This window comes from Bradyrhizobium quebecense (assembly GCF_013373795.3).
Lineage (GTDB): Bacteria > Pseudomonadota > Alphaproteobacteria > Rhizobiales > Xanthobacteraceae > Bradyrhizobium > Bradyrhizobium quebecense.
This window is the reverse complement of the sequence record NZ_CP088022.1, coordinates 6,748,828-6,764,194: the sequence shown is the minus strand read 5'-3', so window position 1 is coordinate 6,764,194 and position 15,367 is coordinate 6,748,828. Positions and strand designations below refer to the sequence as shown.

Genomic DNA, 15,367 nt, shown 5'->3' with positions numbered 1-15,367 from the left:
GTTCGGTTGAGACAAAAGGGCGCGGCGGAGAATCGCGCCCGGGGAGCATGGGTCAAACCTATGAACGCCCCCTTGCCGGGTCAAGCTCGGTCACATTGACATGATCTTATGCCAGCCCGGCGTCCAGCGCGGAGGCCGAAATCTCCATGATTTCAGGTGTTTCGGTCCAAAGCAGCGCCGCCCGGACGGGCAGTTGGGGATAAAGCTTCGCCAGCACGGCCCGATAAAGCGCGAGCTGCCGGACATAGCCCTGCGGCGCCTCGGCAACGGTCTTGGGCGGGGCGTGGTTGGTCTTGAAATCGACGATCAGGACGTCGGTTGGCGTCACCACCAGCCGGTCGATCTGGCCCGAGACCAGCGCCTTCGGCTGGCCCGGTCGCTCCAGCCGTCCGACGATCGAGACCTCCGCGCGGCTGCCGGGCGCGAACACGGCGGCGAAACGCGGATCGGCAATCAAGTCCAGCACCTGGTCTGCGAGCGTGGCTTGCTCCTCTGCGCTCCAGCCGTCGGCGTTGCGCGCGAGGTAGCCGAGCGCGGCGGTGCGCCGCCGCTCGGCGGCAATTTCGGGCAACGATTGCAGCAGACGATGCACCAGCGTGCCGCGTTGCAGAGCACGGGCGCGCAGCAGCACCGATTCGCCGGTTCGTATCGGATGGCTGTCGCCATCGGCCGGATCGGACGGGCGCAGCACGCCCGTTGCGGACGCTTCAGGTGCAGCCGCCGTCCGCAGCCAGGACGGCAGCGCGATCCGCTCTGCGGCCGTTGATGCAGCAGCGCCGGTGAGATCGGCGACGTCATCCGGCCGCGAATAGCGCATCACCTTGCCGGCCGGCGTCTCGATCTCCTCGAGCTTGAGCCCGGCATTGGCGAGCCCCTTGGTAATCAGATCGTACCAGGAGGATTTCCGTACCGTGTTCATGTTGCCGGGCATGCAGCCGCCGACGATCAGCCGGTCGGCCGCACGGGTCATCGCGACATAGAGCAGGCGGCGATATTCGTCCTCGGTGTCGCCGAGCATCGCCTTGCGCGCATCGGCGACATTAGGGGGATCCTCGGCCTTCTTGCCGGCCCACACCACGACGCCGGGCGCGTTCGGCGCGGCGTTGCCCTGCGGCAGATGGATCAGCCGCAGCCGCTGCGTGTCGGACGGCGAGGTCGTGGTGTCGACCAGGAACACCACCGATGCCTCGAGGCCCTTGGCGCCGTGCACGGTCATGACGCGAACCTCGTCGCGCGAAATCTCCATGTCGCGCTTCACCTCGGTGTCGGCGGCGCGCAGCCAGGCGACGAAGCCCTGCAGCGAGGCCGGCGCCTTGCGCTCATAGCTCAGCGCGAGCTCGAGGAATTCGTCCAGCGCGTCATTGGCCTCGTGGCCGAGCCGACGCAGGATGCGCGCCCGCCCGCCGTCGCCGCCGAGCAGCCAGGCGTAGAATGCGAACGGCGTCTCCTGGGTGAAGCGGCGCTCGCATTGTTCGAGGCGGCGCAGCGCGGCTGAAAAGCGTTCATCGGTCGGCGCCTGCGTGGCCAGCGCCTCGCGCAGCGTGCCGCGGCGCTGATACGCCAGCTTGAACAGATCGTCGTCGGTGAGGCCGAACAGCGGGCTCTTCAGCGCCACCGCGAGCGCGAGGTCGTCCTGCGGCAGCAGCAGCGCGTCGGCGAGGTTCATCAGGTCGATGATTGCGATGTGCTCGGTCAGCTTCAGCCGGTCGGCGCCGGCGACCGGAATGTTGGCGTGCTTCAGCGCCTGGATCACCGCGTCGAACGCGTTGCCGCGCCGCCGCACCAGGATCAGCATATCGCCGTAACGCAATGGCCGCCGCCCGCCGACGCTGCCGGTCATGGTGCCGCTGCTGACGAGGTGCTTGATCTCGGTCTGGATGCGCCGCGCGAGTTTTACCTCGGGGCTGGTCACCGCGACGCCGTCGAACGGCGCGCGCCAGCCCTCGATGTCCTGGCGGTCGTCCGCGACCGCGAGATCCCACAGCTCGATCAGGCTGGGGCCGGCATCGGCCATCGCATTGTGAATCGGATAACCGTTCTCGACCGCATGAATGCTGCGGAAGATCTCCTGCTCACGAAACACATGGTCGACCGAATGCAGGATCACCGGTCCCGAGCGGAACGAATAGGTGAACGACACCGGGTCGAATTTCAGCCCGGCTTCCTCGAAGCGCCGCTTCAGCTCGCGCCGCCGTAGGTCGAATTCGCGCGGTGCTGCGCCCTGGAACGAGAAGATCGACTGCTTCTCGTCACCGACCGCGAACACGGTGCGCACCAGGCAGTCGCGCGCGCCGGCGCCGGAGGTGAATTCCGAGATGATGTGCGCGACGATGTCCCATTGCCGTGGGCTCGTATCCTGCGCCTCGTCGATCAGCACGTGATCGACGCCGCGGTCGAGCTTGTAGTGCACCCAGCCCGAGGAGACGCGGTCGAGCATCGCCAGCGTCTTGTCGATCAGATCGTCATAATCGAGCAGGCCGCGTTCCAGCTTTTCGCGCCGGTAGTGCGCGGCCGCGGCGGTCGCGATATGGATCAGCGCCTCGGTGCGGTCGCGCGCGACCACGGCGCGGCGGCGCTCGATCAAGGGGGCGAGACGGTCGACCTCCGCCTCGAACCGGTGGCCTGCGACGGAATTCTTCTTGATGAAGCTGTTGGTGACGACAGACGCGCGCGGCGCGCGGTCATCGGTCAGGAAGACGCCGAGATATTCATCGACCTGGGCTGCGCCGGTGAAGGTCAGCGCCGCCCGCAGCCGTTCGGCCTGCTTCTGATCCGCCTTGCTGCTGGTGTCGAGCAGCGTCGCCATCTCCTTCCAGCTCGACCGCGGCAGGTTCGGACCGTCGACGATCTCGCGCTCGACATCCTCGATACGGATATCGGCGGAGACGCCGAGCGCGGCGGACATCTGCGCGGCCGCGGCCGCGGCATTGCCGGCGGCATCGGTCCAGGCCATGAAATGGTCGCGGCTGAGACAGGCCTCGCGGACCACCTCCTTGAAAGTGACGTCGGCAGCATTCGCCATCGCCGTCCGCAGCGCGCGGCCGATGGGACTGTCGGGAATCCGCGACGCCTCGAGGAACACCGCCAGATTGGCGCGTTCCATCATCTCGTTCTGGTCGCGGTCGTCCAGCACAGCGAAGCGCGCCGGCACGTTGGCCTCGAACGGAAACTGTTGCAGCAGACGGGTGCACAGCGCGTGGATGGTCTGCACCTTCAACCCGCCGGGCGTTTCCAGCGCGCAGGCAAACAGCTTGCGCGCCTCGCGCCGCAGTGTGGCGCTGGGATGCGCGATGCCGGCCTCGCGGATCGCGGTATCGAGCGCGGCGTCATCGAGCGTCACCCATTGGCCGAGCGTTGTGAACACGCGCTCGGCCATGTTGGCCGCGGCAGCCTTGGTGAAGGTGATGCAGAGGATCTTCTCCGGCGGCACGCCGGACAGCAGCAGGCGGATCACGCGCTGCACCAGCACGTGGGTCTTGCCCGAGCCGGCATTGGCCGACACGAAGGTCGACGCCTTCGGATCGGACGCGCGCGCCTGCGCGTCGCGCACCGCCGGCGGGATGGGTCTGATAGCCTTCACCATTCCTCGATCCCCAGGCCGCCGGCCGCGGACCATTCCTTGATGCGCGCAAGATCGTCATAGGCGCCGTAACGGTTCGCCCACATCGAGAGGTTCAGCGAGGTGTAGGCCTGCTGCTCGTCGTCGAATGCGCGGATCAAGGCTTCCAGCTTGCGCCGTGCGCTGTCGGCGGCTTCATCGGGCGGCTGCGGCGTGTCGTTGGTCTTGATCTTCAGCTCCAGCGAACGCTGCTCGCCCGGCGGGTTGTTGCCGCTCAGCCTGACATAGACGAGGTCGCCGACCGAGGAGCCCGCCGGGATGCCGGCAAAGCCGCCCTCGCGCAGGATCGCGGCTTCCAGCGTGAGCTGCGGCGACAGGCCCATGCGCACCTGCTTGCCGGTCGGCGGCTGGCCGGTCTTGTAATCGAGGATCGCAAAGCTGCCGTCAGCATGCCGTTCGATGCGGTCGGCGCGCGCCGAGAGCACGAATGTCCTGGCATCGTCGAGGGGGATGCCGATCTCGCCGCGGATCTCGGCCTTGATCGCGTCGATACTGCCGCGCCGGGCCTGTTCCCATTCGGCAAACCACGCCGCGATACGCTGGAAGCGTGGCCACCACAGCGCGCGCGCTTCGGGCCGCTCCATCAGTGGCGCAAAATGCTTGGCCCCGATGTCGCGCAGCGCGCTCTTGATGTCGTCAGGCAGCGCGTCGGCATAGACCTGCGTGAACTCGCCGAGCGCCTCATGGATCGCCGAGCCGCGATCGGCCGCCGACAGCGGCATGTCGACGGGATCGAGCGGGTCGAGCTTCAGGATATAGCGCGCATAGATCGTGTAGGGATCGCGCAGCCAGTCCTCGATCGCGGTGACCGACATTTTCAGCGGCCGCGCCTCGCGCGGCGGCCGCGGCTCCGGTTGCGGGATCGGCTGAACTGAGTCGGGCCGGTCGAGCTCGGCGGCATATTGCACGTAAGCTTCGCCGGCCGATGTCGCCGCCTTCCAGCGCGCTTCGCCCGCAACGGCTTCGAGCCGATGCAGGAAGCGCGAGGCGACCGCCGGCGCGCCGCCGACCTTGGCGGCGTGGGTGAGGATCACCTCGTCATGGCCGAGCAGCTGCGCAAAGTCGTGCGCGGAGAGGCCGATGCGCCGTTCGGGGAGATCAAGCCCGAGCTCGTGCCGCATCGGCCGGCTCAGCCACGGATCGATCCGCGGCGCCGGCGGCCAGACGCCCTCGACCAGACCGCCGAGGATGACGCGATCCGACTCGGTCAGACGTGCTTCGAGCTGGCCGAAAATGTTGAGCTGCGCGCGCGCCGATTCCGGCCGCCGCACCATGCGGTCGGCGAACGCGGTCTGGAACACCTCGGGATAATCTGACAGCGGCGTCATCAGCCCGCTCGGCTGCTGCTTGGCGAGCAGCTCGTCGAAGGCGGACGCGAGCGAAGCCCCGGTGCGCTCCTCGAACACGATTGCGACGCCGTTCTGGTCGGCCGACAGCGCGATCAGCGCCTCGCGGTGACGCGCCGCCAGCTCGGCGAAATCATGGGGCTTTGACGAGGCCATGCCTTCCAGCGGCGCCAGCGCCGTTTGAAGCTTATCTATCAGGGCCTGTGCCTGATCGAGTTCGCGGTCCCGCAACCGTGCGCGTTGCTCCTGTCGATGCAGCGAGGAAGTTTCGCCGCTATTGAGTTTGACGAGCTCGGCGCGGAAGCGGGCGAAGTCGCGCGCGAGGCCGCTGGTCGCAGCTTGCGGCCGCGTGCCGCGGAGCAACGCGATCTCCAGCACCTCGATCGCACGCTTCAGCGCGCCATGGGCGCCGCCGAGCCGGAACAGCGGATGCTTGAGCAGCGCGAGCAAGGTCGGCGGCTCAAGCCCCTTGGCCGCGGCCTCCGCGGTGAGGCGGGCGAACACACCGGCCGGCGTTTCCATCAGCGCATCGCCGCCGGAATCGTCGAACTCCAGCTTCCAGCGCGTCAGCGAGGCCATCACGCGGCGTGCCAGCGCGCGATCCGGCGTCACCAGCGCAGCCGATTTGCCGAGATGCCGCGCCTCGCGCATCGCAACCGCGATCGCCAGCGCTTCCATTTCCGGATTGGGGGCTTCGACCACCGTGAGATTGGTCATCCCGGCGGAAATCCGCGCCACGATCTCGGGCCGTTCCAGCCGGTCGTGCCATTGCGCGGTCGCGGTCGACGGCCGCATCGTCTCCGACACCAGCACCTCGCGGCCGAGCGGCGCAGGCTCAGCAAGGCTCTCGACGTCGCGGCGCTTGATGCCGAAGCGGTCGAGCAACGCGTGCATCGCGAATTGCGGGTGGTTCGACGAGGGCGGCGTGGCGAACCTGCCATCGTCGCCGCGCTCGCCGCCGATCGTGTCCCAGGAATCTTCGTCGAGATCGGTATCGAGCCCAGGCAGCACCACGGCGCCGTTCGGAAGCTTCGCCACCGCGTGGAGGAATTTTGCGGTGGCCGGCATCGAGCCGGTCGAACCGGCCGCGATCACCGGGCCGGCGTGATGCGCGGTCAGCCGCGCCGCTTCCGCCTCGATCAGCTGATCGCGGCGCGCCGCGGGCTCGATCCGGCCGATCTCCTTGAGGTGGTTCGGCCAGGCGTCGCGCGCGATGCGCAGGAAGTCGAGCGAATGCTGCCAGTATTTGTCGAGCTGGTCCGGCACCAGGCGGTCGAGCGCGCGCCAGTCGACGCCGCGCGTCACCATGTCGTCCATCAGCCGCGCCAGGTCGCCGGCGAGCTGCAGCGTCGAGGCCGGGCCGCCGACCACCAGCGGCGCCGACACCGGCGTCTTCGCCCAGGCCGCGACCAGATGCGCCAGCGTCAACCGGCGCTCGAGTTCGCCGAGTCTCGGCGGGATCTCCAGCGGCGCAGTGCCGCCGACATCGTCGCCCTGGTCGGCGAAAGCGAGCTCGTCCTCATCGATCTCGCCGAGCGCGACGATGCGCGGCAGCACCGCGGCGTCGGAATCGAGCACATCGAGGAAGATCTCGCGCGCCAGCCGTCCGGCGCGGCGGGTCGGCAGATAGAGCGTGGCGCCGGCGAGCCTTGCCGGATCGCTCTGCGCCTCGAATCCCGCGACCAGCCGGCCATCGACCAGCGCCGAAATGACGGTGCGCAGGAACGGCGCAGAGACGGGAACGCTGAAAACGCGCATGGGCTGCCTGGTTCGAATCAGGCGCCAATATAGGGAGCGGCGGCCGTCGTTAGCCACCCCTGCGGGTCAGCCATCACCGCTGATTATCGTAGCCGGGTGGCGCAGCGATCGACGGCATCCAGGAACCAGCGCAGCGCCGGATCTTCAGCCGCGCGGACTGTATGGATCAGGTCGATTGCGAAGGCCGGGATGTCGATCGGCGGCATCACGACGGCAATTTCGGCGAGATGCGTGAAACGGCGGGCGACGCGTTCGGCCATCGTGGCGATGAGATCGGTGCCGGCCACGGCGAAGGGAACGGCCACCACATGCGCCAGCGTCACGGCCACCCGTCGTTTCAGCCGATGGCGCGCCAGCAGCGCGTCGATCACGCTCGGCAGCCCATCGCCGCCGGCCGCGGAGAACAGCGCGTGCGGCAGGGTCACGTAATCTTCCAGGCTGAGAGCCTCGGATCGGCTCGCGCGCGCCGCATCGCGGATGCAGACGAAGCGTTCCTCGAAAAGCCGGTGTCGGACGCAGCGTGGCGAGTCCGGCAGATGGCCGCCGATCAGCGCATCGAGTTCGGCGCGCTCGAGCTTGGCCAGGGCCGCCGTCGTGTCAGTTAGCGGACGCACGGCAAGGTCGATGCCCGGCGCTTCCATGCGCAACAGGCGGCTCAATTCCGGCACCAGAACGAGGTCGCCGTAGTCGGTCGCTGCGATGGTGAAGCGCCTGCGCGCGGTGGCCGGATCGAAGCTCCGATCGGGCGCCAGCGCGCCCCGGATGTGCCGCAACGCCTCTCCGATAGGCCCGGCCAGCGCCAGGGCCTTCTCGGTCGGCTGCATGCCCGCGCCGGCGCGCAGGAACAGTTCGTCCGCAAACAGCGCGCGCAGCCTGCGCAACGCGCTGCTCATCGACGGCTGGGCGAGGCCAATGCGCTCGGCCGCACGGGTGACGTGGCGCTCCTCCATCAGCGCCTCGAAGGCGACCAGCAGGTTGAGATCGACGGCGGCTAAATTCATCACAGCAATAATGCTTATACCAATAATCGATTTCAACAATGATTTGCACAAGCCTACGATTGCGACTGACACGACGATGAGGCGGGAAGACTTGAGACGTTCAGACTTGGGACGATCATTCGCGAAGCTGATGCCGCGCGGGCCGACCTTGCTGATCATCGGCGTGCTGGCCGGGCTGGCTTTCCCGGCCCTGGCGGACAGCGTGCGCCCGCTGATGGCGGCAGCGATCTTCGTCCTGGTTCTCGGGACCTTTCTCCAGGTCGACGGCGCGGCGTTCCGGCGTGCGCTGGGGCGTCCGCTGGTCTCGCTGCTGTTGCCGGCGCTGGCGATGCTGGCTTGTCCGCTTGCGGTCGGCTTCGCGGCGCGCGGCGCCGGATTTCGGCCGGAGTTGATCGTTGCATTGGTGCTGTCGGTGTGCGCGCCGCCATCGACCGGCACGGCGGCAGTCGCGCGCATGCTCGGCTTCGACGCGACCGTTCCATTGGCCGTGACGCTGCTGTCGATGGCGCTGGCCCCGATCACGGTTCCGCTGATCGCAGCGGGATTTGCCGATCTTGCGCTCGATCCGCTGGCGCTCGCCGCGCGGCTGGCGCTGCTGGTCGTCGGCGCCGGCGCGCTGGCGTTGCTGCTGCGCCGTCAGGCCGCTGCACAATTGGCGCGGCATTCGCGCACCATCGACGCGCTTGTGGTCGCCTCACTGTTGCTGTTCGCCATTGCCACCATGGCCGGGGTGCGTGCGCAGGTCGCAGCGCAGCCGGCCACCGCGCTGGCCTTGGCCGGCCTTGCCTTCGCCTGCAATCTCGCGCTGCAAGCGCTTGGCGCGGTGCTCACGCTGGGCCCGCTGGCCGAGCGGTTGACCACGGGCCTCATTCTGAGCAACCGCAACGTCGGACTGGTCTGGTCGGCGATGGGCGCGGCGGTGTCGCCGATGACGGCGCTGTTCTTCGCCGCCACGCAGTTTCCGATCTATATGATGCCGCGCCTGATCGAGCTGCTGGTCCGGCGCGAGCGCAAGGAGAAAGCCTCATCATGAGCGAGACGATCCTGACCGAAGACCTCGCCGTCCGTTTCGCCCGCATCGCGCTCGGCCATGTCGGCCGCGAATATCCGAACAAGCCGGATCATGTGCTGGCAGGGCCGCAGGACGCACGCACGCCGCGCGAGCTGCATCCGGTGTTCTTCGGCAGCTACGATTGGCACTCCTGCGTCCATAGCTACTGGATGCTCGCCCGGCTGCTTAACCGCTATCCGGCGTCAGAAGCGGCGGACGATATCCGCACCCTGTTCGACGCGCAGTTCGTCACGGAGAAGGTCGCGGCCGAATGCGCCTATCTCTCGGCCCCGACGGCGCGCGGCTTCAAGCGGCCTTACGGCTGGGGCTGGCTGTTGAAGCTCGCAACAGAACTCTCGTTGCTCGATGAGACGCGATGGCGGGAGCGGATCGCGCCACTTGCCGCAATCTTCGCGCAGCGCTTCCGCGATTTCCTGCCGCTCGCCACCTATCCGGTGCGGGTCGGCACGCATTTCAACACCGCGTTCGGGCTTCGCATGGCCGCCGACTACGCCGCGGCGACGCAGGACGATGCGTTCGACGCGCTGTTGCGTGAGACCGCGTTGCGCTGGTACGGCGCCGATCAGGATTGTCCCGCCTGGGGTGAGCCGAGCGGTGATGATTTCCAGTCGTCTGCACTGATTGAAGCGGAGTGCATGCGCCGGCTGCTGGCGCCGGGCGACTTCCTGCCCTGGTTCGACCGCTTCCTGCCGCGGCTCGCGCAACGCGCGCCCGCAACTCTGTTCCGGCCCGCAACGGTCACCGATCGGTCGGATGGCAAGCTGGCGCATCTCGATGGGCTCAATCTCAGCCGGGCATGGTGCTGGCGCGCGCTGGCCGGCGCGTTGCCGGAGGGCGATGCGCGGCGCCCGATCCTGCAGGATGCTGCGCGAGGCCATCTCGACGCCGGCCTGCCGCATATCGCCAGCGACTATATGGGCGAACACTGGCTCGCGAGTTTTGCAGTGCTCGCCATCGACAGCGATGGCTAAGAAAGCTTTGCCTAAAGCGGGACGAGTTTTGGTCGAATCGGCTTGGCGCGGTCTCGGTTCACCTCTCCCCATTGGGGAGAGGTCGGATTGCGCCTGGCGATGCGAAGCATCGTCCAGTGCAATCCGGGTGAGGGCCCTTGCTCTCTCGATAGACCGTAACCCCTCACCCGATTTGCTGCGCAAATCGACCTCTCCCAAGGGAGAGGTGAACTTGCGACGCCGTTCTAGCTCAAGCCAGTCTCATCAGGCTCTAAGCGACGCTTTCGAGGAAAGCTTCTTCCGCGGCCAGGATCGCGTCGGGGGTCCCGACATGCATCCAGACGCCGTCGAGGCGCAAGCCGAACAGCCGCTCCTGCTCGTTGGCGCGGTCGAACATCTTGGTCAGCGAGAATTCGCCGGTGGGGGCGTCGGCGAACAGCGCAGGCGACATGATCGCTGCGCCGGCATAGACGAACGGCACCACCTGGTTCTCCCGCCGCTTGCGCAGCGCGCCGTCGGGCAACATCGAATAGTCGCCGCGGCCGCTATAGCCGATGCTCGAGGCGGTCGGCGCCATCAGCAGCAGAATGTCCATCCGCGCGGGATCGAAGGCTTCCGCCAGCCGCGCCAGATTGGAACGCACGCCGTCGATCCACATCGTGTCGGCATTGAGATGGAAGAACGGCGCATCACCGAGCAGCGGCAGCGCCTTCACCACCGCGCCGCCGGTGCCGAGCACCTGGTCGCGCTCGTCGGAGATGATCACGCGCGGGCGGCTGCGGGTCTTGACGTGCTCGATGATCTGGTCGGGCAGGTAATGCACGTTCACGACCGCTTCGGTGACGCCGGCGCCGGCAAGCTTGTCGAGCACATGGTCGAGCAGCGGCTGGCCGGCGACGCTCACCAGCGGCTTCGGCATCGTGTCGGTCAGGGGGCGCATGCGCACGCCGAGGCCCGCAGCGAGCACCATAGCCTTGTGGGGAGTGACGGGCATTTTCCTGATATTCTCGGTCATCATCTCTCGGCGCCGATCATATCACGGCGATTCGGCAAGCGCATCGATCAGACGCCATAGTCACGGGACATGACGGCCGTAAGACGGCAACGGGCCTAGACGTCGGCAGCTTGCGCGCCGCGTTTGGCAGTTTTCTTCTTCTTGTCGCCTTGTTTGAGGAAGTTGACGCCGATCTGGTCGCCATTGACCCATGCCAGCTCGCAGCGGCGATAGGCCAATCCTGTGGACGACAGCAGCAGAAAGAACTCCTTCAGGTTCAGGCCCTCGACCGAGCCGTCGACGGAGAGCTTGGCGCCCGTCTCCGACACGTCTTCCATGGTGCAGTCGCGCCGCCAGGTGCCGTCAATGCCCATCATGTGCGCGGCTATGCCGCGCTCAAACGTGACACGATCGCCCCTGCGTCGTTCCGTCCCCATCGTGTGGTCCTGCTCCCGATCCGGCCGCGTTCTGGATGAAATGCGGCCTTCGCAACTTTAGGAGACCCAAGGCTAATAACCCGTAAACTAAGGTACTGGGGGAGGGACGTTGGCTGTGTACCAGATGCGGAAGGTGGCCAATGCCGGATGGGCCAGTGACCGTTCCAGGTAGGTCCAGATCCGCGGCTGGTGCTTCAGATACTGCGGCTTGCCGTCGCGGCGGTTGAGCCGCGCAAAGGTGCCGAGCAGACGGGTGTTCCGCTGCGCCGACATGATCGCATAGGGCTCGGCGAACCCTGCGGGATCGAAGCTCTCGTCGGTCGCGCGCCGGGCCTTGATGTAGCGCGTCAAGAGCGACAGCTCGAGCTGCTCGGGCACGTCGATCCGCGCATCCTGCAGCAGCGACACCACGTCATAGGCCGCAGGCCCGAGCAGCGCGTCCTGGAAGTCGATGATTCCGACGCGCAGGATGCCGGTGCGCTCGGCAAGCCAGATGATGTTCGGCGAATGGAAGTCGCGGATTACCCAGGTCTGCGGCGCCGCGGCGGGCTTCTGCAGAAGCCCGCGCCACATCCCGAGGAATTCGGTGCGGAGCTCCTCGTCCGGCTGCATGCCGCGGTCGGGCAAGTACCATTCCAGCATCAGCCCGATCTCGATCAGCCAGGCGTCGATATCGAACACCGGAATGTCGTAGCTCTCGTCTGACGTCACCGGCAGCGTGTCGGGCAGCACCTCGCGATGCAGCGCCGCCAGCATGTCCACGGCGGCCTCGTAACGTTCGACGATCGGCCGCGGCGGATCGCCTTCGATCACGCCTTCGGCGCCGAGATCCTCGGTGATCAGGAAGCCGGATTCGAGATCGATGTGGCGGATCGCGGGTGCGGAGAAGCCGTGCTTGCGCAGGCCGTTTCCGATGGCGACGAACGGCCTGACATCTTCGGCGAGATGCACCGCTGCACTGTAGGACCGGCCGTTGTAGATCGCCGGGCCGTCGGGACGGCGCGGCGAGTTCATCAGGATGACGCTGCCGTCGTCGTTGCGCAGCCGCGCATAGGAGCGCGTCGAGGCATCGCCCGGCATGCGCTCGCGCCGGGCGTTGAGGAAGCCGCCGCGCTCGAGGAACTGGCGCAGCTCGTTGAGCCGCGCAACCTTCGCCGCGCCCTTGCCATGGCCGGTGATCTCGGCCGCGCGTGCGGCCGATCCGAGCGCCGGGCGGTGGCTGAACGCGATGTCGATGCGATCAGTGGGCATGGCGTCCGGCGCGCGTTCCGGCCATTCGATCAGCGCCACGATATCGTCGGGCAACGGCGACAGCCCGATCTCCTCGAGTTCGCTGGCATCGTTGACGCGATAGAGGTCGGCATGAACCAGCGGAAACGACGGCAGCTCGTAGCTCTGCGCCAGCGTGAAGGTCGGGCTCGGCACTTCCAGCGTTTCGTCGGCGGCGAGGTAGCGGATCAGCGCGCGTGCGGCCGCGGTCTTGCCGGCGCCGAGGTCGCCCGACAGCGTGATGACGTCGCCGGCGCCGATCAAGAGCGCGAGGTCGGCCATCAGCTCGGCCGTCGCGGTTTCGTTCGCGAGTGCCATCGAGAATGTCGAGGTCGCCGTCATTCGGCGGCGTTGCGATGTGCGGTCTGGTCGATCGGGAAGTCGCAGGTCACGGTCGTGCCGCGGCCTACGATCGAATCGACGCGCACCCGTCCGCCGTGCAGTTCGACAAAAGAACGGACCAGCGACAGGCCGAGCCCCGCGCCGCGATGCCGCGAGCCGTGCGAATGGCTCTCGAACCACTCGAACACCTTGTCGCGCATCTCGGCCGGAATGCCGGGACCGGCGTCGGTCACCGAAAACACCACGCTGTGCTCGGTGCGGTGCGCGCTGATCGTGACGACGGCATCATGCGGCGAGAAGCCGACCGCGTTGGCGAGCAGATTGTAGAGCACCTGCACCACGCGCCGCTCGTCGCCGACGAAGGCGCCGATGTTGGGCTCGATATCGACCTTGAGCGTGATGCGGTCGGTCGCGAGACGATCCTGGATGCCTTCGGCGGCGGCCTCAATCGCCTGGCCGATATTGACCGGGCCGAGCTCGAGCTTCATCGCGCCGGCGTCGATGGTGGCGAGATCGAGAATGTTGTTGGTCAGCGCCAGCAGCGCGTTGGTCGATTTGGTGACGTAGTCGAGATATTCGGCCTGCTTCGGCGTCAGCGGTCCGGTCGAGGGATCGCTGAGGAAATGCGCGAAGCCGATGATGGTGGTGAGCGGCGCGCGCAGCTCGTAGGAGACGTGGTGGACGAAATCCACCTTCATCTGGTCGGCGGCTTCCAGCGCCTCGTTGCGCTCGCGCAGCGCCCGCTCGACATTCTCGGTGTCGGTGATGTCCTGGAAGGCCAGCAAGGTCTTGCCGTCGGGCAGCGGGATGGTCATGCAATTCAGCACGCTGCCGTCCTTGCGCTCGAGCTTGAGCGCGACCTGGGCGCGGTTCTCGATCGCGGTGATCTGCTCGCGCAGCGTCCGCCAGGTCAGCGCGTCGTCGAGCAGCGGCCGGCACAGCGCTTCCACCGCCTCGATATGCGGTTCGCCCTGCAGCGCATCGGCCGGCAGCTTCCACATCTTGGCGAAGGGCGGGTTGAACAGCTCGGCGCGGCCGTTGCTGCCGAACACCGCGACCGCTTCGCCGAGATTGTCCAGAGTCTCGCGCTGCACCCGGGTCAGGCGGTCATAGCGGCGTGCGAGGTCGAGGCTCTCGGTGACGTTGTCGAACAGATAGGTGACGCCGCCCTCGAGGTTCGGCGTGGTGACGACGCTGATGGCGCGGCCGTCGGGCAGGAACCAGGTATAGGTCTCGGATTCGACCGCGCGATAGGCCTCGTGCAGCTTGGCCTTCCAGGCGCGGAAGTCCGGCTGCTCGGGCAGCTTGCGGTTGGCGCGCAGCCGGTCCAGCACGCTGGAATCATCGGGATTGCTGTCGAGGAAGGCCTGGTCGAGGCCCCACAGCCGCCGATACGACTCATTGTAGAAGGTGAGCCGCCGGTCGGCATCGAACACGGCGACGCCCGAGGATAGCTGATCGAGGGTGCGCCGGTGCGCTTCGACCATCCGCGCGATCGCCGCACGCAACGCGGCGGCTTCGCTAGCGTCGATTGCGATACCGGCGCTGCCGCCGTTTAGCTTGAGCGCCTGCACGTCGTAGATCCGCCGCTCGCCGCTGACCACGATCGGCAGCCGTGCCGCGTAATTGGCATTGTCGTTCAGCGCGCGGGTCAGTTCGGTCCGCTGGTCGCTTTCGAGCAGTTCGAGGTTGCGCTGGAGCGCGTCCGACACGCTCTTGCCCTCGGTGGCGCGGACATAGGCCGCGTTGGCATAGCGCAGATTGCCCTCGAGGCTCTTGGCCCAGATCGGCCATGGCGCGGCGGCGGCGAAATCGCGCAGCAGCTCGGTCTCCTCCTGCAGCGTCTTGTAGCGCAGGTTGGATTCGGCAAGTTCGCGGCGCAGGCCGCCGAGCTCGCGGATCCGCACGATGGCCTGGCCGCCGATCGCGCGGCCCATCGCCTCGATGGCGCGGCCGGCCGAGGTCGAGAGGTTGAGCAGAAACGCTTCGCCCTTCTCGCGCAGCGCGTCGACCGCGTGGTCCATCTGCAGCGCCGGCTCGGGCGGCAGCCAGGTTCCGAAGGCAAGGATGCGTTGCGGCGCGCTTTCCTGCGACATCACCAGCGAGACGTCGCCCGAGATCTGCGGCCGGTTGTCGCCCGCGGCCCAGGAGATCAGGACCTGCGGTTCGACGAACAGCAGCGCGCGCAGCCGGTCCGATTGCGCCTGCAGGTCCGTGATCTCGGACTGCAGCTGCTCCTCGTTCCGGGTGGCGCGCAGGCGAGTGCGCATCAAAAGGATCGCGGCGACGGCGGAAAAGCCGACCAGCGCGAACGACGTCGCGAGAACCGCGATCTCCTGATGATTGAAGCCGAAATGATCCGACATCGCCTGGGCGACCAGGCTTTCAGCGGCAAAGGACGTGCGGGCCGGCAGCAATGCGGTGATGGCGAGCCCAAGCATGCCGTCGCGCGCCAGTGAGGTGCATGACAGCAGGGTTCGACGCATTGCCGCGACTACGCCCGACATATGTTGCCCCAGAACGCACAAACCTTAAGGCATGATCCGGAAAACAGGAGACCGGTATTCCCCCATGGCAAA

General features: G+C 67.3%; 9 protein-coding genes. 2 read left to right on the top strand and 7 right to left on the bottom strand.

Translation table 11 applies throughout. The features are described from left to right. Positions 1–106: 106 nt before the first annotated feature. The 3 genes from addA to HU230_RS32475 form a co-directional block, all read right to left on the bottom strand. Complete coding sequence (gene addA, locus HU230_RS32485; protein WP_176534649.1) at positions 107–3,583, bottom strand: double-strand break repair helicase AddA; 3,477 nt, start codon at positions 3,581–3,583, stop codon at positions 107–109. Beyond that, positions 3,577–6,723 carry a double-strand break repair protein AddB gene (gene addB / locus HU230_RS32480; protein WP_176534650.1) on the bottom strand — a complete coding sequence of 1,049 codons (3,147 nt, stop codon included), beginning with the start codon at positions 6,721–6,723 and terminating at the stop codon, positions 3,577–3,579. The genes addA and addB overlap by 7 nt, the downstream gene beginning before the upstream one ends. 83 nt (positions 6,724–6,806) lie before the next feature. Further along, positions 6,807–7,883 (bottom strand): LysR family transcriptional regulator, encoded by a 1,077-nt coding sequence (locus tag HU230_RS32475; protein ID WP_224943796.1) that lies wholly within the window; start codon positions 7,881–7,883, stop codon positions 6,807–6,809. On the opposite strand from HU230_RS32475, the gene HU230_RS32470 reads away from it, so the two are divergent. Both HU230_RS32470 and HU230_RS32465 read left to right on the top strand, forming a co-directional pair. Further along, positions 7,855–8,757, top strand: coding sequence for a hypothetical protein (locus HU230_RS32470; RefSeq protein ID WP_176534651.1), 903 nt, complete (start codon positions 7,855–7,857; stop codon positions 8,755–8,757). The two genes, HU230_RS32475 and HU230_RS32470, sit on opposite strands and share 29 nt — an antisense overlap. Next, entirely contained in the window at positions 8,754–9,767 is a 1,014-nt protein-coding gene (locus HU230_RS32465) for a DUF2891 domain-containing protein (RefSeq protein ID WP_176534652.1), read from the top strand. The genes HU230_RS32470 and HU230_RS32465 overlap by 4 nt, the downstream gene beginning before the upstream one ends. Positions 9,768–10,017: 250 nt before the next feature. Here the strand turns inward: HU230_RS32465 and HU230_RS32460 are convergent, their stop codons facing one another. From HU230_RS32460 to HU230_RS32445, 4 genes are all read right to left on the bottom strand, one after another. Then, positions 10,018–10,740, bottom strand: a complete 723-nt coding sequence (locus HU230_RS32460; RefSeq protein ID WP_176535320.1) for a nucleotidyltransferase family protein — start codon at positions 10,738–10,740, stop codon at positions 10,018–10,020. A 116-nt stretch (positions 10,741–10,856) separates the two neighbouring features. Beyond that, positions 10,857–11,177, bottom strand: a complete 321-nt coding sequence (locus HU230_RS32455; protein ID WP_176534653.1) for a PilZ domain-containing protein — start codon at positions 11,175–11,177, stop codon at positions 10,857–10,859. 87 nt (positions 11,178–11,264) lie between these two features. Beyond that, entirely contained in the window at positions 11,265–12,788 is a 1,524-nt protein-coding gene (gene tsaE / locus HU230_RS32450; protein WP_176534654.1) for a tRNA (adenosine(37)-N6)-threonylcarbamoyltransferase complex ATPase subunit type 1 TsaE, read from the bottom strand. Beyond that, positions 12,785–15,295 carry a sensor histidine kinase gene (locus HU230_RS32445; protein WP_176534655.1) on the bottom strand — a complete coding sequence of 837 codons (2,511 nt, stop codon included), beginning with the start codon at positions 15,293–15,295 and terminating at the stop codon, positions 12,785–12,787. The genes tsaE and HU230_RS32445 overlap by 4 nt, the downstream gene beginning before the upstream one ends. Between the last annotated feature and the right edge of the window lie 72 nt (positions 15,296–15,367).

What these genes read in the sequence shown, in the direction of transcription:
- HU230_RS32445 (WP_176534655.1), bottom strand. Translation starts at nt 15,295, where the DNA reads ATGTCGGGCGTAGTCGCGGCAATGCGTCGAACCCTGCTGTCATGCACC.
- addB (WP_176534650.1), bottom strand. Translation starts at nt 6,723, where the DNA reads ATGCGCGTTTTCAGCGTTCCCGTCTCTGCGCCGTTCCTGCGCACCGTC.
- HU230_RS32470 (WP_176534651.1), top strand. Translation starts at nt 7,855, where the DNA reads ATGCCGCGCGGGCCGACCTTGCTGATCATCGGCGTGCTGGCCGGGCTG.
- tsaE (WP_176534654.1), bottom strand. Translation starts at nt 12,788, where the DNA reads ATGACGGCGACCTCGACATTCTCGATGGCACTCGCGAACGAAACCGCG.
- HU230_RS32465 (WP_176534652.1), top strand. Translation starts at nt 8,754, where the DNA reads ATGAGCGAGACGATCCTGACCGAAGACCTCGCCGTCCGTTTCGCCCGC.
- addA (WP_176534649.1), bottom strand. Translation starts at nt 3,583, where the DNA reads ATGGTGAAGGCTATCAGACCCATCCCGCCGGCGGTGCGCGACGCGCAG.
- HU230_RS32455 (WP_176534653.1), bottom strand. Translation starts at nt 11,177, where the DNA reads ATGGGGACGGAACGACGCAGGGGCGATCGTGTCACGTTTGAGCGCGGC.
- HU230_RS32460 (WP_176535320.1), bottom strand. Translation starts at nt 10,740, where the DNA reads ATGCCCGTCACTCCCCACAAGGCTATGGTGCTCGCTGCGGGCCTCGGC.
- HU230_RS32475 (WP_224943796.1), bottom strand. Translation starts at nt 7,883, where the DNA reads ATGATCAGCAAGGTCGGCCCGCGCGGCATCAGCTTCGCGAATGATCGT.